Source organism: Aneurinibacillus migulanus, from assembly GCF_001274715.1.
In the GTDB taxonomy this organism is placed as follows: domain Bacteria; phylum Bacillota; class Bacilli; order Aneurinibacillales; family Aneurinibacillaceae; genus Aneurinibacillus; species Aneurinibacillus migulanus.
Genome location: NZ_LGUG01000004.1, coordinates 1,699,712 through 1,723,827 on the forward strand (window position 1 = coordinate 1,699,712; position 24,116 = coordinate 1,723,827).

The window sequence follows — 24,116 nt, forward strand, 5'->3', positions numbered from 1 at the left end:
CGCATGACACAGCTATTAGAAATGTTACCGGCTTTCTTGCTTGTATTTATTCGAATCACGGCTTTTTTTGTGTCTGCGCCTATTTTTTCGGTACGAAACATTCCGGCACCGTTTAAGATTGGTTTATCTTTTTTCATCGCTTTTATCGCTTTTCCTTTGTTGAAGGCGGATAGTGTGGTCACGCTTGACTTAGATTATGTATATTTAGCGATAAAGGAAGTGCTTATCGGATTGTTACTCGGCTTTCTTGCCACTTTATTTCTGGCGGCAATTCAGGTCGCCGGCTCATTTATCGATATGATGCTTGGTTTGGCAATGGCAGCCGTGTTTGATCCGATTACAGGCGCACAGACCCCGCTAATGGGAAACTTCAAATATATGCTTACCATGCTGTTCATTCTATCGGCGAACGGCCATCATTTATTAATTAAAGGCATACTGGCAAGCTATCAGGTTGTACCGCTTGACCGCTGGTTGAACGGGATTGGGAACGGGCAATTGAGTTCTTTTATTATAGAGAAGTTTTCCTATATGTTTATGTCCGGAATGCTACTCGCAGCTCCGCTGGTCAGTTCGTTATTCGTGATAGATATCGCTCTTGGAATCGTAGCCAAAACCGTGCCGCAGATGAATATTTTTGTGGTTGGCATGCCAGCCAAGATTCTTGCAGGCTTTCTTATTCTTATGATTGTATTTCCAGGTTATTTTTTTGTTATGAGTCGTCTGCTCGGAGTGCTGTTCACTTCAATGGAGCACATGATAGAAATAATGGGGGCAGTGCCATGAGTCGTGTGCGCTTTCACGTGGATTTACAATTTTTTTCTGGAGAAAAGACAGAAAAAGCAACACCACGAAAAAGACAGAAGGCAAGAGAAGATGGACAAGTGGCAAAAAGCCAGGAAGTGGCCGCGGCACTTATCCTTTTGGTTATCTTTTTGTTTTTACTTTTTATGGGCAAAAGTATGGGTGAGCGTCTCTATCAGTTTTTTCAATCGTTTTTTAATAGTCACTTGCTAATGGAGCTGACAGAAGAAACGACGGAAACACTAATGATAGAGATGGCATATCAAGCGGCTATGCTTATATGGCCTATTTTCTTGATTGCTGTCGTTATTGGCTTTTTTGCCAATTATATTCAATTTGGTCTTCTATTTACTACGAAGCCTCTCGCATTCAAACTTGATAAACTTGACCCAATTAAAGGCGCGAAAAAAATTTTTTCCTTGCAGGCGCTTGTTAATCTTGTTAAATCGGTCCTTAAGGTAGCATTTATTGGAGCAGCGGTATGGCTGATATTATGGAACGGAAAAGATGATTTGCTGACGCTAGCAACGAAGTCCATTGGAGATATGCTGGCCGTTGTAGGGAAATTGACACTGCAAATGGGCTTTACCGTCGCCATCCTGCTTGTTATTATTGCTATTTTTGATTACATGTATCAGCGTTTCCAGCATGAGAAGCAGCTTCGTATGTCCAAGCAGGATATTAAGGATGAGTACAAGATGATGGAAGGCGATCCGCAAATTAAAGGGAAAATCAAGCAGAAGCAGCGTGAGATGGCGATGCATCGCATGATGCAGGAAGTACCGAATGCGGATGTGGTCATTACGAACCCGACGCACTTTGCGGTTGCCGTTAAATATGATGGTGAAACAATGCAAGCGCCTATGGTTATTGCTAAAGGACAGGATTTTATTGCATTAAAGATTAAGGAAATTGCCCGGGAAAATGAAATTATTACGGTAGAGAATAAACCGCTGGCACGTATGCTGTTTGCACAAGTAGAAATTGACCAGCAAATTCCAGAGGATTTGTTTCAGGCGGTAGCTGAAGTGCTAGCGTATGTGTATAAATTAAAAGGAAAAATTTAATCGATGAGTATGAAGGGGGGAAACAAATGAATCGTAAAGATCTGGTTATTATGGGATTTGTAATTTGTATTGTCATTATGCTCGTTATTCCCATGCCTAATCCCCTTCTTGACGTTCTTTTGATTATTAATATTTCGCTGTCGCTTACGATTTTGCTGGTAGCGATGAATACAAATGATCCTTCGCAGTTCTCGATTTTTCCGTCGTTACTTTTGATTACGACGCTGTTTCGCCTGGCATTGAACGTATCGTCAACGAGGAACATTCTGTCGCATGGAGAAGCGGGAAAAGTTATCGAGTCATTCGGTTCGTTTGTAATTGGCGGCAATGCGATTGTCGGCTTTGTCGTTTTCTTGATTTTGACATTAATTAACTTTTTGGTTATCACGAAAGGTTCGGAACGTGTGGCCGAGGTAGCTGCAAGGTTTGCGCTTGATGCCATGCCAGGAAAACAGATGGCAATTGATGCCGATTTGAACGCTGGAGCAATTTCTGACGCGGAAGCACAGCAACGCCGGAAGAAAATCAGTCAGGAATCTGAGTTCTTTGGCGCTATGGATGGTGCAACCAAGTTTGTAAAAGGGGACGCTATTGCGGGCATTGTTATTTTTATTATTAATATTATTGGCGGTCTCATTATCGGGATGGTTGTTCATGGAATGGGTTTCGCGGAAGCGGCCAAAACATTTACGTTACTATCCGTCGGTGACGGGCTCGTAAGCCAGGTACCGGCGCTTCTATTGTCTACGGCAACGGGACTTATCGTCACCCGTTCCGCTTCGGAAGATAATATCGGTGATGACCTTGTTAAACAAATGGCGGCATACCCTCGTCTTTTCTATGTTGTAGCGGGCACTGTTGCTTTGATGGGAATCTTTACGCCAATAGGCCCTCTTTCTACTTTTCCGGTTGCCGGGGTGCTTGCTTTTGGCGGTTTTAAATTACAGCAAACGATGAGAACAAAAGAAGTTGAACTTGAAACCTCACCTGAAGAAGCAGAGATGGAAGAAGTTCGCAGCCCGGAAAGTGTAGTCAGCCTGTTGCATATTGACCCCATCGAGTTTGAATTCGGCTACGGGCTTATTCCGCTAGCGGACGCAAATCAGGGGGGCGATCTTCTTGATCGGGTTATTATGATTCGCCGTCAGTGTGCAATCGAGCTTGGTATTGTTGTACCGGTTATTCGGATTCGCGATAACATCCAACTACGCCCAAATGAGTATGTAATTAAGATAAAAGGCAACCAGGTAGCACAAGGCGAGATTATGCTCGATCACTATTTGGCGATGAGCCCGGGGATAGATGATGAATCTGTTGTTGGTATTGATACAGTAGAACCTGCCTTTGGCCTTCCGGCTCTTTGGGTAACGGAAGAAGTAAAAGAACGAGCAGAAATGGCAGGATACACGGTAGTCGATCCGCCTTCAGTCGTAGCGACCCATTTGACCGAGATTATCAAACGGTATGCACATGAGCTACTCAACCGTCAGGAAACCAAATCGCTTATTGATAATGTTCGTGAAACATCCCCTGCTTTAGTAGAAGAATTAGTACCAAACGTATTGAGCGTCGGGGATATACAAAAAGTACTGCAAAAACTGCTCCGGGAGAAAATTTCGGTTCGCAATCTCCCTACTATCCTGGAAACGTTAGCCGACTATGGACCATACACGAAAGATACGGATTTGCTGGCCGAATATGTACGTCAGTCGCTATCAAGGCAGATTACGCTGCAGTTTGTAGCGCCAGGTGAGCCGCTCCAAGTCATTACAGCGGGACCAAGTCTTGAAAAAACAATTTCTGACTCGATTCAGCAGACGGAACAAGGTAATTATATGGCCATTGACCCGGACACGTCACAGCGGATTTTTGCCGCGCTTTCTGAACAGGTTAATCGTATGCTACAGATGGGGCAACAGCCGATTATTTTAACTTCGCCAGCCATTCGTATGTACATGCGTCAGTTGGTTGAAAGAATGATGCCGGAAATTCCTGTGCTGTCCTATAACGAATTGGAACCTGAGATTGAAATTCAAAGCGTAGGGGTGGTGAGCATCTAATGCGTGTAAAAAAGTATATCGTTGATTCCATGTCGGATGCCCTCCAACAGATTCGAACTGATTTAGGGAAGGACGCCATTATTTTAAATACAAAGCCCATCAAGACTGGTGGGTTTTTAGGCATGTTCCGCAAAAAGAAAATCGAAGTCATTGCCGCTATTGATCCGAATGAATCCAAAAAAACGGAACAAGCAAAAAACATACCAATGTCTCCAGCTCCACTTGGTTCTTCTTCCGTACAGCCTGTACCTATACCGAAAAAAGAGGAAGAAAGCACGGTTGCCTTCTCAAATGTTTTGCAGACAGTTGCACTGCAAACAGAGCCTGCACAACGAGTACCAAAAGAAGAGACGCAGAACGGCTCCGTTTCAAAAGAACTAGAAGAAATGCGGGGGATGCTGTGGAAGCTTATGATGGCAGATGATAAAAACACGTCATTGCCCGAAGCGTTTATTCCGTTACGTAAACGTCTGCAAAGCCAAGGAATAGAGGAAGACGTTCTCGCATCTCTATTTGAGAGAATGCTGAAAGAACTGTCTCCGGAAGAGATACAGGACAGTAAGAAGGTAATGCAAAAAGCAAAGAAAGTCATGATTACTATGCTGCAGGAAGCTTCCAAGAAGCACGGTTCGCTGCAAACGGATATATCGCTCGTAACCTTCATTGGACCGACCGGTGTCGGGAAGACGACTACGCTTGCTAAGCTCGCGGCGGAAAGTACATTGGCAAGGCAGAAGAAAGTCGGCATGATAACATCAGATACGTATCGGATTGCTGCCGTAGAGCAGTTAAAAACATACGCTAATATTTTAAATGTTCCACTGAAAATTGTGTATTCCGCTGAAGATCTTGTGCCTACCCTGGAGCGACTTACAGGGTGCGATATGATTTTCATGGATACTGCCGGGAGAAACTACCGTAACAAAGAGTATGTGGAGGAGATTAATAGATTGCTCCGTTCTCCATTGCCGAATGAGACTTTTCTCGTCTTGAGCATTACTGCAAAGCAGGAAGATTTGGAAGCCATTATAGAAAGTTTCAAGGATGTCCGAATCGACAAAGTAATTTTTACAAAAACGGACGAGACAAGAACGTACGGTTCGATTTTTAATTTGGTCATTAAATATAAACTTGCGCTTTCGTACATTACGACAGGACAAAATGTGCCTGATGATATTGAAACGGCTAATCCGGAAAAAGTGGCAGAGCTGATTCTAGGAGAGGTGCGCGGATGAACGATCAAGCACAGCGTCTAAGAGAAAAGCTCGGAAAACTGCCGGTACGGAATAATCGCTCGGACGAAAATGTTGGTAGGACAAAAGTCATTGCAGTTACAAGCGGAAAAGGCGGGGTAGGCAAATCGAATTTCTCATTGAATTTTGCGCTGTGTTTACAACAGAAAGGACAGCGTGTCGTGCTGTTCGATTTGGATGTGGGTTTTGCTAACATTGATGTGCTGATGGGTGTTTCCGCGAAAAAAAATATTGTTGATCTCATAGACAAGAGACTTTCAATCTGGGATATTATTGAAAAGGGGCCTAATGACCTAGAATTTATAGCAGGAGGCTCTGGACTGTCACAGATTTTTGAATTGGATGAGGTAAAAGTACATTATTTTTTTGAACAACTAGCCCAATTGCAAGGATATGCTGATACAATTATCTTAGACACCGGAGCTGGCATGTCTAAAGACATGCTCCGTTTTCTTCTCTCCGCTAATGAAGTCATACTGGTCACGACCCCTGAGCCTACTTCGTTAACAGATGCCTATGCATTGGTTAAAATGGCACACGGCCAAAAGCCTGACATACGAATTAACGTAGTAGTAAATCGTGTAACAAATGAAAAAGAAGGGAGAGTTACCGGTGAGAAGTTGCTGCTTGTTGCCCACAGGTTTCTAGATTTGCACATGAATATGCTTGGTTTCGTACATGACGATGCTCATGTGTCAAAAGCGGTGAAAAAGCAGTATCCTTTTTGTCTCGCTTATCCTACGAGCAAAGCGGCACATGACTTAAAAAGTTTGGTCAGCGCATATCTTTTACAAGGGAAGATGGAAGACAATGTTGGAATTAAAGGCTTTCTTTCACGTTTACGTACGTTTTGGAAATGAAGTGGGAAGGGGAAGAGCTAAGTGCAGCCTATTCGTGTAGTAGTCATTGATGATTCGGCATTTATGAGAAAGGTAATAGGCGATTTGCTTGAACAAGACCCTGGAATTCAAGTGGTAGCCAAAGGGAGAAATGGTTCGGAAGCAATGGGACTTATAAAAAAATGGTCGCCTGATGTTGTAACGCTAGATGTAGAAATGCCTGTTATGAACGGCTTGGAAGCATTGGAGACCATTATGAAAGAAGCTCCCCTTCCGGTCGTAATGCTGAGCAGTTTGACCAAACAAGGAGCGAACGAAACCATTCGTGCGCTTGAGATCGGTGCTGTTGATTTTATTCCCAAGCCCTCCGGAGCGATTTCACTTGACCTTCCGACTATAGGTACGGAAATTATACAAAAGGTGAAAGCGGCCGCACATATAAAAATGTCTCGTCTTCTTCAAATGGAAGAAAAGATGAAAAGTATTCGCAGTAATTGGGTTGGTGCCAGTAAAAGCCCTCTGTTCTATGCGGCAGCAGAGAAAAAAGCAATGAATGAAACGCGGAAAGAAGAGAGGGCAGACCGATCACTGCGAAAAGGAAAGATAGAAAATTTGATAGCAGTCGGGACTTCTACAGGGGGGCCTAAAGCGTTACAGGTCCTTCTTAAGGGATTGCCCCGAAATTTCAAAGGCAGCATGGTTATTGTGCAGCATATGCCGCCCGGTTTTACCAAATCATTAGCCCAGCGCCTCAACTCGCTGTGTGAGATTGAAGTAAGCGAAGCGGAAGATAATCAAGTGCTGCAAGAAGGGCATGCATATATTGCTCCGGGAAACTATCATATGGAAATCAAGCAGCGGGCAGACGGAGAGATATACATATCGCTGAATCAGGCGCAGCCTAGAGGAGGACATCGACCGTCCGTCGATACACTCTTCGAATCTATCACGCAAATTCGTCATCCCTCCAAGTATGCAATTATCATGACCGGGATGGGAAACGACGGAACGGCAGGTCTGAAAAAGTTAAAAGAGACAGGGGTTCGTTCCGTCATTGCGGAAGACGAATCTACATGCGTCGTATTTGGTATGCCAAGGGCTGCCATTCAGGCTGGAACAGTGGACATTATAGCACCGCTTCACGAAATCTCTATCCAGCTTATGCGTTACTTAAATTGCTAGGGAGGTGGATGATTTATGGAAATGAATCAGTATTTAGATATGTTTATTGAAGAGTCGAAGGAGCATATACAGGCTATCAACGATCATTTGCTTGTGCTTGAAAATGACCCTGAGAATGTGAATTTAATTAACGAAATCTTTCGCTCTGCCCATACCTTAAAAGGAATGGCAGCTACAATGGGGTTTGAGGACATGGCGGCGCTCACCCATGAGATGGAGAATGTATTGGATCAGGCCCGTAATCATAAGCTGGTTATCAATACCGATATTATGGATGTTATTTTCAAATGTGTAGACGTATTGGAAACGATGCTATATTCCATTGCAGGTGGTGGTGATGGGAAAGAGGATGTCTCTCATATCGTAGCCGCTCTAAAAGCGATCCTTAAAGGGGAGCTTCCTGTCTCCATCCGTCAGGAAGGCGCGTCGCAGTTCGAATCTGCTTCAGAGGCAGAGGCAGAGGCGGCAGCAACAGCCACAGCGGAAACGGTAGCAGATACGAAACCATATCAGCTTGATGAGTATGAATTTACGGTCATTGAGCAATCCATCCAATCCGGATACCATGCCTATTGGGTAAAAACATCCGTAAAGGACGATTGCGTGTTGAAAGCCGCACGTGCCTATATGGTATACGACAATCTTGAATCGTTCGGCGAAATTATTAAGACAACTCCTTCCGTGGAAGAACTGGAAGAAGAAAAGTTTGAAAAGTCGTTTGAAATCGTCCTAATTAGTAAAGAGACGGAAGATAAAATAGAAAAGGCGGTTATGAACGTTTCGGAAATCGAAGCAGTAGAAGTACAGGAGATTCAACCAAATGCCCAGCGTCCATCTGCCGTGCAACAGGAGGAGAAGCAGGCGGCAACTTCAGCTACCCCGACAAAGCAGGCAGAGACGAAAGGTGCCAAAGGAGAAAAAACAGCTGCGCAGGCACCGGTCGCCAAGAAAAACACGACCAGCAAAACGATTCGTGTCGATATTGAACGCCTTGATGTACTAATGAATTTGTTCAGCGAATTGGTTATCGATCGGGGGCGCCTGGAGCAGCTGGCTCGCGAATCCGGCCAGAGTGCGTTAATGGAGACGGTTGAGCATATGAGCCGCATTAGCGGAGATTTGCAGAATATCATCTTGACGATGCGCATGGTACCTGTAGAGCAGGTATTTAATCGTTTCCCGCGCATGGTACGTGATTTGGCGAAGGATTTAAACAAGAAGATTAATCTTGAAATTGTCGGGGCGGATACGGAGCTGGACCGGACGGTTATCGATGAAATCGGAGATCCGCTCGTTCACTTACTGCGCAATTCGCTAGACCATGGAGTAGAATCAGCAGAGGAACGCCGGGCAGCCGGAAAACCAGAAGAAGGTCTAGTACAGTTAAAAGCATATCATAGCGGAAACCATGTATTTATTGAAGTACGTGATGATGGTAAAGGAATTAACCGTGACAAGGTGCTTAAGAAAGCGTTGGAACGTGGCATTATAACAGAGCAAGCGGCAAGTTCCCTGTCGGATAAGCAAATCTATGAATTGCTGTTTGCTTCGGGTTTAAGTACAGCAGATCAAATCTCCGACGTATCCGGTCGTGGAGTCGGTCTCGACGTAGTGAAGACAAAAATCGAATCGCTCGGAGGCTCGTGCAGTGTCGACTCAAATCCTGGAGCGGGCACAACTTTTCTCATTCAGCTTCCGCTGACATTGTCGATTATTTCGGCCATGCTAGTGCAGGTGGAAGACGAGAAATTTGCCGTGCCACTTAGCTCTATCATTGAGACGGCTGTATTCTCGCCTGATGATATTATGCACGCGCATCAGCAAGACGTTATCGATTTCCGTGGACGTATTGTACCGCTCGTTTCTTTAAAGACGATTTTTAACATTCCGGATAGCGTAGAACATAAAGACAGTGATATTTCCGTGGTTATTGTCCGCAAGGGTGATAAAATGGCGGGTCTTGTTGTAGATTCCTTTATTGGTCAGCAAGAAATCGTACTGAAATCGCTAGGCAAGTATTTGACAAATGTATTTGCGATTTCAGGGGCTACGATTCTTGGCGATGGTCAGGTTGCACTTATTATAGATTGTAATGCGTTAATTAAATAAAGGAGGCAACAACCGTGTTAGATCATAAAGATATCGTAGAAGAAATTAAGGTTATTGTGTTTCGTTTGAAGGATGAAGAATATGGCGTAGAAGTCAATCAGGTAAAATCAATCGAACGGCTCGAACATATTACCCGTGTTCCGCGTACTCCCCAATTTATCAAAGGGGTTATTAATATGCGCGGTATTGTGACCCCGATTGTGGACTTGCGCCGTCGTTTTGGCATTGAGGAAGCTGCATATAACGAAACAACAAGGGTGATTATCGTCGCTATAGGGGAGATTGAGGTAGGCTTAATCGTTGATTCTGCAAATGACGTTATCGATATTCCGATAAACGCGATTGAGCCGCCACCGGAAGTCGTCGGAGGAATTGAAGCTGTCTATCTGCGAGGGGTTGCTAAATTAGACCGCCGTCTGCTTATTCTTCTCAACCTCAACAAAGTATTAAATACAGATGAAATTAAACAGTTGGAAAATATTGAGGCATAGACGATGAAGTTTGAACAATTTGATGATTTTCAACTTGATGTCCTGAGGGAAGTCGGAAATATTGGAGCGGGGAATGCAGCCACCGCTCTTTCCAAACTTATTTCCAAAGAAATCGATATGAAAGTTCCCCAGGTTAAAATTATTCCATTTGATGAAATTTCTGATGTCGTCGGCGGGGCAGAGTCGCTTGTCGTCTGCGTGTTTTTACGGATGCTCGGCGATATTCCAGGTAATATGTTTTTCATCATTTCTGTAGACTCGGCTAAAAATTTACTTGAAGAATTAATGGGAATGACAGCGCAGGATGCCGAGATTTTTAATGACATGGAATTATCGGCGCTTAATGAAATCGGCAATATACTAACAGGTTCTTATTTATCTTCACTGGCCGATTTTACAAAGCTGAACATGCAGCCTTCAGTACCGGCAGTTGCCATCGATATGGCAGGCGCGATTTTGTCTTATGGTTTGCTCGAATTTGGTCACAGTGGAGATTTTGCCCTTACGATTGATACCGCTTTTTTTCAAGGAAATGAGAAGATTTCAGGACACTTTTTCCTGATTCCCGATCCGGAAGCTTTATTGCAATTATTCCGTGCATTGGGAGTTCCGTTCGAATGAATGTTATTAAGGTAGGTATGGCGGATCTAAATATCGCAAAATCTCCTGACCGAATCCGGACGACAGGTTTGGGCTCCTGCGTCGGTGTTGTATTGTTTGACAACCAGAATAAAATAGGAGGGATGGCGCACGTAATGCTCCCGGATTCCTCGTTGAGCAAGGGAATACTGAATACTGCCAAGTATGCCAATACAGCGATTCCGAAGCTGATTGAAGATATGGAAAAAGCCGGTGCAAACCGTCGTAAGCTAACCGCAAAGCTTGCAGGTGGAGCGCAGATGTTTGCATTTTCCATCGCAAGCGATGCTATGCGGATTGGACCTCGAAATGTAGAGGCATGCAAGTTAGCATTAAATGAAGCTCGTATCCCAATTCTTGCCGAAGATACAGGAGGAAATTGCGGCCGGACTATCGAATTAGATAGTTGTACGGGCATCTTGAATATTCGGACAGTAAACCAAGGGGTAAAGGAATTGTAATATGTGGATAGGCTCAATTAAATGGAACCTTATTGTTGCGAGCATGGTTGGCATTTTCACGTTTGTATTTTCATTTGTAAATAATTTATTTTTAGGGAGCCTTTTGCGCTCTCTAGTTGCGTTTTTGCTATTCTTTTCGCTTATGTTTCTTTTTCGCTTTCTGGCAGGCAAAGTCATTGGCAGAGAGAATCGAAATATGTTTGCTTCCGAAGATAAAGGCCAGCATATTGACCTGGTAACGCCGGAAGAGTCCGCACAACGGCAGGGCCAAGAAGGGGGAAAAAAAGGAGAGCAACCGCCATCTGCGGATTTTTCGCAATTCACCCCTTCAGATTTTCCTCATATTGCGCGCGACGGTAAGGATCACATCGACCCGGAAGAAGTCGCGCGGGCTCTGCGTGTATTCTCTAATGAATAGAAGGGAGTGGGCGTACGATGGCGCGGAAACCAAAAAAGCAAATTGATATAGAGAAATGGAAACGCTGGCGGGAAGAAGGAGACCGGCAATCTGAGATCGGATTGATTGAACAATATTTGCCTCTTGTTAATTATGTTGCGAATCGATTGGCAATTGGGCTGCCTGATACGGTAGATAAAGATGATTTAATTAGCTTTGGAAGATTGGGTTTGCTGGATGCCTTGAAAAAATTTGATTACACCCGGGGTCTTCAATTTGAAACGTATGGAATGTGGAGGATTCGGGGCGCGATGATTGATGGCTTACGTGAAAACGATGTGCTTCCTCGTTCCATTCGTGACAAAGCGAAAAAAATCGAAGAGGCGTATATGCAGCTCGAACAGCAAAACTTGCGTGCAGCTACAGACGAAGAAGTAAGCAGACATCTCAATATTTCGGTAGCCGAATTAAATCAGACGATGCAGGATGTAGCGTTTGCTTCTGTATTCTCTCTTGATGAGCCTATTCAAGATGATGAAGACCAGAAGCACTCTCGCCAGGCGGTTATTACAGATGAGCACGCCGAAAGGCCAGAGAACGCGTTGCATAAAGATCAGCAGAAACAAATTCTCGCAGAGGCAATAGAACGTCTTCCTCCGAAAGAAAGAACCATTGTATCACTATTTTATTACGAGGAATGTTCGCTAACTGAAATCGCTGAAATCATGGGTCTATCGGCTTCACGTATTTCACAGCTTCATTCCAAAGCGATTTTTCGCATGCGGGGGTCATTGCAACGTGCAAAAGATTACTTATTAAATGAGTAAAATGGGAAAAGAGGGTTGCATATGGAGGGATCCGAACACAAAGTGGAGCAGGATGCTCCAAAGAAGACGCTAACCGATATGGTAAGAATTCGGATCACCAAAGATAAAATGCAGGCGACAATGGAGTTAGTGCTTGACGAAGAGATTCTCTTTACATATGAAGAACTTTTGCATATTGTAAACGAGAATCGAGTAACCTTTGGAATTGATGAAGAGATGCTTCGTCAAGTGGCGGCGAGTCCGTATCTATTTATAAATGAAACGCTTGTAATTGCAAAGGGAGTTCCTTCTGTACCGGGACAGGATGGGCGCATTGAGTTAGTGGTGCGGCCTTCCGAAAAAAAAGGGCCGCAGGAACGGGAAGATGGAAGTGTGGATTACTATGAGGTCCTCCACTTGCTCAATGTGGTCAAAGGACAATTGTTGGCTAAGAAAATTCCTCCTATTAAGGGAGAGCCGGGAACGAATGTAAGCGGGGAGACCGTGCCGGCGAAAGAGGGCAAAGAAGCACGCTTCCAAATTGGGAAAAATGTATTGCTGGATCAAGAGAAGAACAATGCATACGCTGTGACAGATGGCCAGCTTTCCATTACGGAAAGAGGAAGAATTAACGTGCTGTCTGTTTTCGAAGTAAAAGGTGATGTCGATTTTAGTGTAGGCAATATCGATTTCATTGGAAATGTCGTTATACATGGCAACGTGCACCCCGGCTTCACAATTAAAGCAGGTGGAGACATTAAAATTGCGGGCAGTGTAGAAAGTGCAACTCTTGAAGCTCAAGGCTCGATTGAGATAAGAGGCGGTGTACTCGGCCAATTTAAAGGCAGCGTACATGCCGGCACGGATGTAAAAACGGGCTTTATTCAAAATGCGACAGTGAAAGCGGAAAACGACGTCGTTGTTTCGCAAGTCATTATGCACAGCAACGTTAGTGCGGGGCGAGATGTAATTTGTAAAGCTACAAAAGGGCTCATTGTTGGAGGGACGGTGCAAGCCGGAGAGAAAGTAATAGCTAAGATTATCGGCAATATGACAAATACCCCTACCAATATCGAAGTAGGAGTGAATCCGCAGCTTCGTACAGAAATGCACACTCTCAAAAAAGAAATAAAGGAGTTTGCTGAGTCCATTCACAAATCAGATCAGGGGCTCCGGTTCATCGATCAGTTAGCTGTGCAGGGTAAACTTACTCCCGACAAGCGGGCGATGCAGATTAAATTTACTAATGCTAAGCTATTAGCAGAGAAGAAATACGTGCAGGCAAAACAAAGAATGCAAGAAATCGAAGAGAAGCTAAGTGGGATGGATAAGGTCCGTGTTGAATGTTGGAACGTGATGTACAGTGGTGTCAAGCTCGCATTTGGAAACGAAATCCGCTTCATTAAAGAAAACCATAGCCGTTCAGCGTTCATTCTCGGAGAAGACGGTCAAATCACTTCAACGCTGCTGTAAAGTAAAAGGAAAGGGTGGCCTATATGACATTGCGCGCTCTTGAATTACAAATTGCTATTCCACGCATGCAGGATATGGGGAAAATACAGGAGCAACTACAACAAAGACCCCAGCAGGAACAAGCGGGATTGGCCCTTGAACAGCAGGAAAAAGATGAGGTAAACCGAACCCGTATAGCTAAGGCGGAAGAGAGTCCACAAAGCCAAATTAACCAGGATGAAAAAGAACAATCAGGCGAGCAGGGTGCAGACCCGAAAAAGCGGCGACAGAAAAAATCGCCGTTAGCTGAATCAGAAACACACAATCTACATCCGTATAAAGGGCATAGCCTGGACATTTCATTATAATACGACAAACAGTGGAACAGTTGGTGAAAGTACATGATGACAGACATTTGGCTTTCGGCTCTTACCATTATTGTTTTATTGTTGGCACTGCGTCTTTTGAAAAGTGGCAATGGCAAACAGATAGAGCAAGAGGAAAGCGCTGAAGGTAAATTTCACACGCTGATAACAGAATTCGAACGAGAGAACAGCGAGCTGGTACGTTCCATTGCCCAGGTTAAGCGTATGACCGATACTCAGCTTACCGGTGTGAAAGAAGAGCTGGCCAGCTTGCAGCGGCAAGTGGGGGAGCTGATGCGGCAGAAAGAAGAGTTATTGGAAAACATAGAACAGTTGCAAAGCTCCATCGGCGAATTTTCCAAAACAACAACAACATCTACTGTTGCCCCCCTTCCCCAATTCCTAAAAGATGAATACAAAGACATCCCTCAATTATACGCACAAGGGATGTCTTCGCTTGAGATTGCCCGTAAACTTGGCATGGGAGACGGGGAAGTAAAGATAGTTATCCAGATGCTAAAAAAGCAAGGATTTCTTGCAGCAGAATAAATTTTGGTCACACAGTAAAAAATGATATTTGTTTGTTGCATTTTTTTTACACCTATGGTATATTTACAAACGGTGTAAAAATACACACGTTCTTCAATTCGGATGAAGGTGCTTGCGTACGAGTTGCGAAGTCTCATTCGGAGATGCGAAGGGCGGAGGCTTTACAAAAAAACCATTTTAGAGGAGGTGTCGTTGAAGATGGCAGTGATTTCTATGAAACAATTGCTGGAAGCAGGTGTACACTTTGGTCACCAGACTCGTCGCTGGAATCCGAAGATGTCCCGCTATATCTTCACCGAACGTAACGGAATTTACATTATTGATTTGCAAAAAACCGTGAAAAAAGTAGAGGAAGCGTACAACTTTGTTCGCGAAGTAGCTGCTTCCGGCGGTAAAATCCTGTTTGTAGGAACGAAAAAACAGGCGCAAGAGTCTGTGTCCGAAGAGGCACAACGCTGCGGTATGCACTTCATCAATCAACGCTGGTTGGGTGGTACGTTGACGAACTTCTCAACCATTCAAAAACGTGTAGCTCGTCTTCATCAATTGAATGCAATGGAGAATGATGGTACATTCGAACTTCTTCCGAAAAAAGAAGTTATCTTGCTTCGCAAAGAAAAGGATCGCCTGGAGAAATTCCTTGGCGGTATTAGCAGCATGAAAGAACTTCCGGACGCGATTTTCGTTATCGATCCTCGCAAAGAGCGTATCGCTGTTGCGGAAGCTCGTAAGCTTGGTATTCCGATCGTAGGTATCGTTGATACAAACTGCGATCCGGATGAAATCGATTATGTTATTCCAGGTAACGATGATGCCATCCGTGCTGTTAAATTGTTGACAGCAAAAATGGCGGATGCGGTTCTCGAAGCAAACCAAGGTTCTGGTGAAGAGGTCGCAGCTACCGTATAAGCTCCGCAAGTACTGTAAGGGTGGGTGAAGGGTGTAACCTTTCCCGCCCTTTTGTTACAGTAAATGAGGATAAAAATGCTTATTATTTTACACATAATAAACATGTAGGAGGATTTTCTCATGGCAATTAGTGCAAGCATGGTAAAAGAACTGCGTGAAAGAACAGGCGCAGGCATGATGGATTGTAAAAAAGCGCTGCAAGAGGCAGATGGAGACATGGAAAAAGCAGTCGACATTCTCCGCGAAAAAGGCATCGCGAAGGCTGCGAAAAAATCAGATCGTGTTGCTGCGGAAGGTCTTACTTCTGTTGAGACACAAGGAAACGTTGGCGTTATCGTTGAAGTGAACTCCGAAACGGACTTCGTAGCTAAAAACGAAAACTTTCAAAGCTTCGTAAAAGAAATCTCCGAACATCTGCTGAGTCAACGTCCGGCAAATGTAGAAGAAGCGCTCGGACAGGCTTTTAAAGGCGCAGGCGCATCACTGCAAGAAGTGCTCAATGAGAAAATCTCAACTATTGGCGAAAACATGAATATCCGCCGTTTTGAAATTCTTGAAAAAGCGGATGGTAACCTGTTTGGCCATTACCTGCACATGGGTGGACGCATCGGCGTACTGATTGAACTTGCTAACACAACGAATGAAGAGTTGGCAAGAGATCTGGCTATGCAAATCGCCGCTGCAAAACCAACTTACGTAAAACGTGATGAAGTCGATGCAAGTGAGCTTGACAGAGAACGCGAAGTTCTGACTGCACAAGCATTGAATGAAGGCAAGCCAGAGAACATTGTACAAAAAATGGTGGAAGGCCGCCTGAATAAATATTATGAAGAAGTTTGCCTGGTTGAGCAAACATTCGTAAAAGACTCTGATAAAAAAGTAAAAGACTTGCTGAAGGCCAACAATACAGATGTTGTTCGCTTTGTTCGCTATGAAGTAGGCGAAGGCATTGAGAAAAAAGCCGACAACTTTGTTGAAGAAGTAATGGCACAAACAAAAAAACAATAATGCCGGAAGACGAATAGGGAACACAGCGTGTTCCCTATTTTATAAAGCAGAACTTTCATCAGTGGAGAATTTTTATCCCTTACTGATGATTAGTTGTACTTATCGGGGTCTTAGGGGCAGTTATCCTCACGTAGTGCATGTGAAGTGGGGACATTACTGCCCATTGGGCCGAGATAAAGTGAGGAAATATGCAGGAAGTCTTCCCCGCAGTAGCGAACAATTTTATAGAGGATTGGAGTTGTTTTTCAATGCCACTTCCCGCGTACAAGCGAGTTGTATTAAAATTAAGCGGAGAGGCGCTTGCCGGAAATGTCGGATACGGTATCGATTCCGATGTTATTACGTCGATTTCTAAGCAGATTAAAGAAATTGTGGAGTTGGGTGTGCAAGTTGCTATTGTTGTCGGTGGCGGTAATATTTGGCGCGGTTTAGCTGGAAGCGCAAAAGGAATCGATCGCACCACAGCCGACTATATGGGCATGCTGGCTACCGTGATGAACAGCTTGGCACTACAGGATGGACTGGAGCGTGCTGGCGTTCCGACTCGAGTGCAAACCTCGATTGAAATGCGGCAAGTTGCCGAACCGTACATAAGAAGAAAAGCCGTTCGTCATCTGGAGAAGAATCGGGTCGTGATTTTTGCGGCAGGTACGGGAAATCCGTATTTCTCCACTGATACGACGGCAGCGCTCCGCGCGGCAGAGATTGAAGCTGAAGTTATTCTGATGGCGAAGAACAAAGTGGATGGCGTATATTCCGCCGATCCTGCCATTGATCCTAACGCTGAGAAGTATGATAACCTCACATATTTGGAAGTGCTGAACAAAGGATTGGGCGTTATGGATTCCACTGCTTCAAGTCTTTGTATGGATAATCATCTTCCACTCCTTGTTTTCTCAATTATGGAAGAGGGAAATATTAAACGAGCCATTATGGGCGAAAAAATTGGTACGATTGTGAAAGGAGAATAATAACGATGCCACAGCAAGTGTTAAAAGAAGCTGAAGAAAGAATGGATAAGGCCATCGCTTCTTTAAAGCGAGAGCTAAGCACCCTGCGCGCCGGCAGAGCGACTCCTTCTCTACTGGATAGAGTAACGGTAGACTATTATGGGTCGCCGACGCCTGTAAATCAGGTAGCCAATATCAGTACCCCAGAACCGCGTCTTATCGTCATTCAACCGTGGGAGAAAACGATGCTTGGACCGATTGAAAAAGCAATTCTGAAGTCTGATCTAGGCCTAACACCAACCAATGACGGAAATGTCATCCGTATTGCTATCCCTGCGCTGACAGAACAGCGACGTATGGAGCTTGTAAAGCTGGCGAAAAAATCAGGTGAAGAAGCGAAAGTTGCTGTTCGTAATATTCGTCGTGATGCCAATGATTCAATTAAGAAATTAGAGAAGAATGGCGATATTACGGAAGATGATATGAAGCACCATCAGGATCTGGTACAGAAAGCAACTGATAAGCATGTAAACCTTGTGGACCAGGTTGTTTCTGATAAAGAAAAAGAAATCATGGAAGTGTAATAAAAGGCCCCCTCGTAGGTGAGGGGGTTTATGATATATTTGAGTACGGGGGAACGTACGTATGCTTGATAAACTAACCAGGTGGATGCAAAGAAATGAAGATGATTCATCGCTGCATGAGTATGAACTGGACACAAGCAACATTCCGAAACATGTAGCCATCATTATGGACGGGAACGGCCGATGGGCGAAGAAGCGGGCACTGCCGCGTGTGGCAGGTCACCGGGCTGGAATGAAGACAGTGAAAGAGATTACGAAAACGGCAGATGAAATCGGCGTGGAAGTTTTGACATTGTACGCTTTTTCCACTGAGAACTGGAAGCGTCCGGCCGATGAAGTAGAGTATCTGATGCGTCTGCCACAAGAATATCTGGCAAGTGAATTGGAAGAGTTAATCGAACGTAACGTACAGGTACGTATGGTCGGATATGAAAAGGATTTACCTGATTATACGCTAAAAGCTGTTATAGATGCCCGAGAGAAAACCCGACAGAATACAGGACTCATTCTTAACTTTGCACTTAATTATGGAAGTCGTGCGGAGATGATTGCTGCAGTTAAGCAAATTGCGCAGGAAGTTAGAGACGGACAGCTCGATACGGAGCAAATCAGTGAAGAAATATTCAGTTCCCACCTAACTACAAGTGGACTTCCAGATCCTGATTTATTGATCCGTACGAGTGGTGAGCTTCGGCTAAGCAACTTCATGCTTTGGCAATTGGCTTACAGTGAGCTGTGGTTCAGTGATGTATACTGGCCGGATTTTTCCCGAGAACATTTCTATGAAGCAATTAAAGCATACCAGCAGCGAAACAGACGATATGGAGCGCTTACCTAGTGAAGTGCCCCGCTAAGAGGTGGAACGCTTGAAAACACGGGTGATTACGGGAATTTTGTGGGGGGCCGGCTTTCTCCTCGTTGTTTATTTAGGAGGCATCTGGTACACTGCCCTTGTTTTTTTTCTTGCTACGCTTGCTTATTATGAATTAATTCGGATGAATCATATCCGGCTGATGGACTGGCATGGACTGACCGGGCTTGTTTTCTTATGGCTTTTGCTATTCCCCAACTTGGTGTGGGAAGGAAACATGCTGAGAGGCGATGCCGTATTTTTGTTTGTTCTGCTTTTGCTGTTTATTACCGTAGCCTCTAAAAACCGGGTCGAATACCAACATATTGCTTATCTTTTGTTCAGCTCGTTTTATCTTGGCTTCGGCTTTCATTTCATGAATGAGACGCGAATTGTAAACGGGCTTGCCATTACGCTGGCAATTGTATTTAGTACATGGGCGACCGATACCGGAGCGTATTTCGTAGGGAAAGCGCGCGGCAAAACAAAATTGTGGCCTGCAATCAGTCCAAATAAGACGATTGAAGGCTCACTTGGTGGCGTTTTTTTGGCGGTCGTTACCATGATTTTATTTTCATTTATTACCGATTCACTTACGATCTCGCAAGCATTGCTAATCGGACTTGTCATCTCGGTGAGTGGACAAATTGGCGATTTGATGGAATCCGCAATTAAACGCACGTTAAATGTAAAAGATTCAGGCTCTATTTTACCGGGTCATGGTGGCGTGCTTGACAGGCTGGATAGCCTTATTGTTGTTTTTCCCGTTCTGCATTTGCTTCAGTTGTTATAAAATGAGAAGAAAAGGCATAGGTTGACCGTCCATTAGGAGGAAATATGAGAAAAATAGCCATCCTAGGTTCTACTGGATCGATAGGAACGCAGGCGCTTGACGTAATTCGGCAGCATCCTGAGCAGTTTTCGGTTGTCGCGCTTGCGGCCGGAAGGAATATTGACTTATTGACCGAACAGGCGCATGAATTTCAGCCGCAGCTTGTGTCGGTAGCAACGAAAGAACTGGCTGAAAAAATTCAACATCAATTACCTTCAAATACGAAAGCAGTTTGGGGAGAAGAAGGCGCACTTGCTGCAGCGACGCATCCCGATGCTGTTTTCGTCATTTCCGCCATGGTAGGCAGTGCGGGGCTTTTGCCTACACTTGCGGCCATTGAAGCAAGGAAAGAGATTGGTTTAGCCAACAAAGAAACACTTGTAACGGCTGGCCATATTGTAATGCGAAAAGCGAAAGAACATGACGTTTCTGTCATACCGATAGATAGTGAGCATTCCGCCATCTTCCAATGCTTGCAGGGAGAAGATAGGTCAGCTATACGCCGGCTTATCCTAACCGCATCCGGCGGTTCATTCCGGGATTTGACACGGGAGCAATTGGCGGATGTAACGGTCAAAGAGGCCCTGGCCCATCCGAATTGGAGCATGGGGGCTAAAGTTACGATTGATTCGGCTACAATGATGAATAAGGGTCTCGAAGTCATTGAGGCTCATTGGTTATTCGATTTGCCGTATAATAAAATTGATACGATTCTTCATAAGGAAAGCATTATCCACTCTATGGTGGAATTTACAGATCGGGCGGTAATGGCCCAGTTGGGCACCCCTGATATGCGCATTCCTATTCAGTATGCAATGACCTATCCGAAACGGATTCCACTGGAAACGGAGCCGCTTGATTTAATGAAAGTTTCCCAGCTTCATTTTACGGCTTTAGATTTTGACCGTTACCCATGTCTTGCTTTTGCCTATGAAGCAGGCCAAAAAGGCGGAACGATGCCGACCGTTTTAAACGGAGCTAATGAAGTGGCAGTCGCACGCTTTTTGCAGGGTGACATTCCGTTCCTGGCGATCGAGGATACGATCGCGCATGCGATGGCGAAGCATGAGGTTATGGAAAATCCGGGACTGGAGGATATTTTCGAGGCGGACCGGTGGGCACGTCAAATAGCGGAAAAGTATCAACCGGCCTGATAAAAAGGCCAAACAATCAGGAAAGGTGGAACCCCGTTGTTAAAGGTTTTAGCCATTGTTCTTGTGTTTGGATTGTTAGTCTTTATCCACGAATTGGGGCATCTTTTGCTGGCCAAGCGTGCTGGTATCTTGTGCCGTGAATTCGCCATTGGTATGGGTCCGAAGCTGTTTTCATTTATCAAAGGGGAAACGCGTTATACGCTTCGCTTGTTGCCGATCGGGGGATTCGTCCGCATGGCGGGGGAAGATCCGGAAGTTGTTGAGATTCATCGTGGACAAGATGTGGGGCTTCTTCTTGATAAAGAAGGTAGGGCAACGCATATCATTTTGACGAATATCCGTAATTATCCAGAAGCGACGATAGTTACAGTAGAAGAGACGGACTTTGAGCACCATTTGTTTATTCGCGGAGTCGAGGATGGAGAAGAGGTTCGCTATCCGGTTCATCCACAAGCGATGATGGTGCATAATAACCAGGAAACGCAAATTGCTCCGTATGATCGCCAGTTCGGTAGCAAGACGGTAGGACAACGTGCCGCCGCTATTTTTGCCGGACCGCTCGCGAACTTTTTGCTTGCGTTTGTACTGTTGACTATTATGGGATTGGCGTATGGCGTGCCGAGCGATAAGCCGATGATTGGGCAAACCATTCCGAACCAGGCAGCGGCCAAAGCTGGATTGCAGCAGGGAGATAAAGTGTTATCCATCGAAGGCAAACCGATGAGTACATGGAAAGATATTGTGCAAGCGGTCAGCACTTCACCAGGCAAAGAGCTTTCGTTTATTATCGAACGTGGCGGCGAGCAATTCTCTCTTCCGGTAACGCCGACAAAAGAAGTCCAGAAGCAGGGACAGCAAGAAATTCAAGTCGGCAAAATCGGCGTGTATTCGCCGACGTCCAAATCCTTCATCGGTGCGGCTAAATACGGTGCGGTTACCACATATGAGTTTTCAAAGCTCATTTATGAGATGCTTGGCAAGCTGTTTACAGGACAGGTTCCGGTCGAGGAACTATCTGGCCCGGTCGGTATCTTTAACTATACGTACAAAGCTGCAGAGAATGGGCTCGTTGTACTCATTCAATGGGCAGCAGCGCTGAGCGTAAACCTGGGGATTATGAATTTGCTTCCATTGCCTGCACTTGATGGCGGACGTCTTGTTTTCATCGGGCTTGAAGCATTGCGGGGACGTCCAATCGACCCGCAGAAAGAAGGGATGGTCCATTTTCTGGGTTTTGCATTCTTGATGGTGCTTATCCTTGTTGTAACGTGGAATGACATCCAACGATTCTTCTAATCAAATGCTTGATAGGCAACTGCAAAGTTAAGAGAGGAAGAGGTATGAGAAACTTCTGCCTCTTTCTTTTCTTCCTCTAGTTTTCCTATCTTGCATCACCAAACATAAGTCGAAATATCAAGTGTTATTTATAAAGATATCAAATCACATGTGTATTAGGAGGTAGAGTGTTGTGAAGCAGTCTAAACTATTTCTTCCGACGTTGCGGGAAGTTCCTGCAGAGGCGGAGATTATCAGCCATCAGCTAATGGTACGGGCAGGATTAATGCGCCAACTCGTATCTGGAGTGTATACATATTTGCCGCTGGGCTACCGTGTTCTGCGTAAGGTGCAACAAATCGTGCGTGAGGAAATGGACCGCGCCGATGCGCAAGAAATCTCGATGCCGGCCATTCAGCCAGCTGAGCTGTGGCAGGAGACCGGACGTTGGGATGCGTATGGTCCGGAATTGATGCGTTTGAAAGATCGCCATAACCGAGATTTTGTACTGGGTCCGACACATGAAGAAGTAGTAACCAGCCTTGTTCGCGATAATCTAAATACATACAAGAAGCTGCCAATTAACTTGTATCAAATCCAGACGAAGTATCGCGATGAAGTACGCCCTCGTTTCGGGGTTATACGTTCGCGTGAGTTTATAATGAAGGATGCATACAGCTTCGATACGACCCGTGAAGGACTGGACAAGAGCTATGACAGCATGTATGACGCCTACACGCGCATCTTTACGCGTACAGGGTTAACCTTCCGTGCAGTTGAAGCGGATGCAGGAGCCATCGGTGGTAAAGGAACACACGAGTTCATGGCTCTCTCTGAAATCGGAGAGGATACGATCGCTTATTGCACATCTTGTGACTATGCAGCAAACCTGGAAAAGGCGGAAGTGGTCTACAAGCCTGCAGCAGAAGAATCTACTTCTCAAATAGAAATGGAAAAAGTGTCGACACCAGATGTGAAAACGATTGAACAGTTAATGAATCACTTCGATATGGAAGCACGTCAAATGATTAAAGCGCTCGTTTTTAAAGCCGATGATCGTTTTGTTGTCGCGCTTATACGCGGTGATCATGAGTTGAACGACATAAAACTTAAAAACATCGTCGATGCTAATGTGCTTACCATGGCTACGGAAGCGGAGATGAGCAAGCTTGGCGTACCTGTCGGCTTCGTCGGTCCTATTAATCTGCCGGATGATATTAAGGTGTATGCTGATTCCGCTGTACGGGACATGAAGATAGCGGTAACCGGAGCTAACGAGAAAGACTACCATTATAAAAATGTGGTACCGGAACGCGACTTTACTGTTACAGCTTATACTGATTTACGCAACATTATTGAAGGTGATGAATGCCCTCGCTGCGGTGGCCATATTGCATTTGCACGGGGAATTGAAGTCGGACACGTATTCAAACTGGGGACACGCTATAGTGAAAAGATGGGCGCGAAATTCCTCGACGAGAATGGCAGAGAGCAGCCAATGATTATGGGCTGCTACGGTATTGGTATCTCCCGTACAGTAGCTGCCTGCGTCGAACAGAACAATGACGAGAACGGCATTATCTGGCCCTGGTCGTTGGCACCTTTCCATATTCATGTTGTACCGGTTAACGTGAAAAATGACGAGCAGAAACAGCTGGCAGAATCTCTCTATGAAAAACTGCAAAACGAAGGGTTTGAGGTATTGTTGGACGACCGCCCAGAACGAGCGGGCGTAAAGTTCAAAGATGCTGATTTAATCGGGCTTCCGATCCGAATTACAGTCGGAGGCAAAGCAGGAGAAGGGCTTGTAGAATGCAAAGTTCGCAAGACGGGTGAAAGTAAGGATATACATATTGATGAGCTAATGACTTATGTCAAAGAATTGGCGGATTCATTACAATAAGTGTATCTATATAACGCCTGATTTTTTGATGTAAATGAAGAGGTGGGGAAAAATGACGAGCAGGAGCAAGACGATTCTTGTCTGCTGGCGGCGTATATTCCTACCTCTCTTCTGTTTCTACTTCGTCTATCACTCGTATACTGAATGACTACGTACACTCTATTATATGAGGAGAGG

24 protein-coding genes are annotated in these 24,116 nt (G+C 44.9%); all 24 read left to right on the top strand.

The window, feature by feature from the left end; all coding sequences use genetic code 11:
• Positions 1–3: 3 nt before the first annotated feature.
• Positions 4–786 (top strand): flagellar biosynthetic protein FliR, encoded by a 783-nt coding sequence (gene fliR / locus AF333_RS10100; RefSeq protein WP_043065968.1) that lies wholly within the window; start codon positions 4–6, stop codon positions 784–786.
• Positions 783–1,871 (top strand): flagellar biosynthesis protein FlhB, encoded by a 1,089-nt coding sequence (flhB, locus tag AF333_RS10105; protein WP_043065967.1) that lies wholly within the window; start codon positions 783–785, stop codon positions 1,869–1,871. The genes fliR and flhB overlap by 4 nt, the downstream gene beginning before the upstream one ends.
• A 26-nt stretch (positions 1,872–1,897) precedes the next feature.
• On the top strand, positions 1,898–3,931 hold the full coding sequence (flhA, locus tag AF333_RS10110) for a flagellar biosynthesis protein FlhA (RefSeq protein WP_043065966.1): 2,034 nt from the start codon (positions 1,898–1,900) through the stop codon (positions 3,929–3,931).
• Positions 3,931–5,166: a flagellar biosynthesis protein FlhF gene (gene flhF, locus AF333_RS10115; protein ID WP_043065965.1), complete on the top strand. Its 1,236-nt coding sequence runs from the start codon at positions 3,931–3,933 to the stop codon at positions 5,164–5,166. Before flhA ends, flhF begins: the two co-directional genes overlap by 1 nt.
• Positions 5,163–6,044, top strand: a complete 882-nt coding sequence (locus tag AF333_RS10120; protein WP_043065964.1) for a MinD/ParA family protein — start codon at positions 5,163–5,165, stop codon at positions 6,042–6,044. Before flhF ends, AF333_RS10120 begins: the two co-directional genes overlap by 4 nt.
• 21 nt (positions 6,045–6,065) lie before the next feature.
• Positions 6,066–7,205, top strand: a complete 1,140-nt coding sequence (locus AF333_RS10125; protein WP_074714853.1) for a protein-glutamate methylesterase/protein-glutamine glutaminase — start codon at positions 6,066–6,068, stop codon at positions 7,203–7,205.
• Positions 7,206–7,220: 15 nt separating this feature from the next.
• A complete protein-coding gene (locus AF333_RS10130; protein WP_043065963.1) occupies positions 7,221–9,314 on the top strand; it encodes a chemotaxis protein CheA in 2,094 nt (697 codons plus the stop codon).
• Positions 9,315–9,328: 14 nt separating this feature from the next.
• A complete protein-coding gene (locus AF333_RS10135) occupies positions 9,329–9,805 on the top strand; it encodes a chemotaxis protein CheW (RefSeq protein ID WP_043065962.1) in 477 nt (158 codons plus the stop codon).
• A gap of 3 nt (positions 9,806–9,808) precedes the next feature.
• The gene (locus AF333_RS10140) at positions 9,809–10,426 is read left to right on the top strand and encodes a chemotaxis protein CheC (RefSeq protein ID WP_043065961.1); all 618 of its coding nucleotides are present in this window, start codon (positions 9,809–9,811) and stop codon (positions 10,424–10,426) included.
• Positions 10,423–10,905, top strand: coding sequence for a chemotaxis protein CheD (locus tag AF333_RS10145; RefSeq protein ID WP_043065960.1), 483 nt, complete (start codon positions 10,423–10,425; stop codon positions 10,903–10,905). The genes AF333_RS10140 and AF333_RS10145 overlap by 4 nt, the downstream gene beginning before the upstream one ends.
• A gap of 1 nt (position 10,906) precedes the next feature.
• Positions 10,907–11,323 (top strand): hypothetical protein, encoded by a 417-nt coding sequence (locus AF333_RS10150; protein WP_043065959.1) that lies wholly within the window; start codon positions 10,907–10,909, stop codon positions 11,321–11,323.
• A gap of 17 nt (positions 11,324–11,340) precedes the next feature.
• Positions 11,341–12,129 (top strand): FliA/WhiG family RNA polymerase sigma factor, encoded by a 789-nt coding sequence (locus tag AF333_RS10155; protein WP_043065958.1) that lies wholly within the window; start codon positions 11,341–11,343, stop codon positions 12,127–12,129.
• Positions 12,130–12,150: 21 nt separating this feature from the next.
• On the top strand, positions 12,151–13,581 hold the full coding sequence (locus AF333_RS10160) for a DUF342 domain-containing protein (RefSeq protein WP_052812076.1): 1,431 nt from the start codon (positions 12,151–12,153) through the stop codon (positions 13,579–13,581).
• A 23-nt stretch (positions 13,582–13,604) separates the two neighbouring features.
• The gene (locus AF333_RS10165) at positions 13,605–13,928 is read left to right on the top strand and encodes a hypothetical protein (RefSeq protein ID WP_052812074.1); all 324 of its coding nucleotides are present in this window, start codon (positions 13,605–13,607) and stop codon (positions 13,926–13,928) included.
• 33 nt (positions 13,929–13,961) lie between these two features.
• The gene (locus AF333_RS10170; RefSeq protein WP_043065957.1) at positions 13,962–14,474 is read left to right on the top strand and encodes a DUF6115 domain-containing protein; all 513 of its coding nucleotides are present in this window, start codon (positions 13,962–13,964) and stop codon (positions 14,472–14,474) included.
• Between the two features lie 198 nt (positions 14,475–14,672).
• Positions 14,673–15,383 carry a 30S ribosomal protein S2 gene (gene rpsB, locus AF333_RS10175; protein ID WP_040302429.1) on the top strand — a complete coding sequence of 237 codons (711 nt, stop codon included), beginning with the start codon at positions 14,673–14,675 and terminating at the stop codon, positions 15,381–15,383.
• Between the two features lie 120 nt (positions 15,384–15,503).
• Positions 15,504–16,391, top strand: coding sequence for a translation elongation factor Ts (gene tsf / locus AF333_RS10180; protein WP_043065956.1), 888 nt, complete (start codon positions 15,504–15,506; stop codon positions 16,389–16,391).
• Between the two features lie 248 nt (positions 16,392–16,639).
• Positions 16,640–17,362, top strand: a complete 723-nt coding sequence (gene pyrH / locus AF333_RS10185) for a UMP kinase (protein WP_043065955.1) — start codon at positions 16,640–16,642, stop codon at positions 17,360–17,362.
• Positions 17,363–17,367: 5 nt separating this feature from the next.
• Positions 17,368–17,925 carry a ribosome recycling factor gene (gene frr / locus AF333_RS10190; RefSeq protein ID WP_043065954.1) on the top strand — a complete coding sequence of 186 codons (558 nt, stop codon included), beginning with the start codon at positions 17,368–17,370 and terminating at the stop codon, positions 17,923–17,925.
• Between the two features lie 61 nt (positions 17,926–17,986).
• Entirely contained in the window at positions 17,987–18,763 is a 777-nt protein-coding gene (locus AF333_RS10195; protein WP_043065953.1) for an isoprenyl transferase, read from the top strand.
• 19 nt (positions 18,764–18,782) lie between these two features.
• Positions 18,783–19,568 carry a phosphatidate cytidylyltransferase gene (locus tag AF333_RS10200; protein ID WP_235496300.1) on the top strand — a complete coding sequence of 262 codons (786 nt, stop codon included), beginning with the start codon at positions 18,783–18,785 and terminating at the stop codon, positions 19,566–19,568.
• 44 nt (positions 19,569–19,612) lie between these two features.
• A complete protein-coding gene (locus AF333_RS10205; protein ID WP_043065951.1) occupies positions 19,613–20,761 on the top strand; it encodes a 1-deoxy-D-xylulose-5-phosphate reductoisomerase in 1,149 nt (382 codons plus the stop codon).
• A gap of 36 nt (positions 20,762–20,797) precedes the next feature.
• On the top strand, positions 20,798–22,057 hold the full coding sequence (gene rseP, locus AF333_RS10210) for an RIP metalloprotease RseP (RefSeq protein WP_043065950.1): 1,260 nt from the start codon (positions 20,798–20,800) through the stop codon (positions 22,055–22,057).
• 172 nt (positions 22,058–22,229) lie between these two features.
• Positions 22,230–23,939, top strand: coding sequence for a proline--tRNA ligase (locus AF333_RS10215; protein WP_043065949.1), 1,710 nt, complete (start codon positions 22,230–22,232; stop codon positions 23,937–23,939).
• The last annotated feature ends 177 nt before the right edge of the window (positions 23,940–24,116 follow it).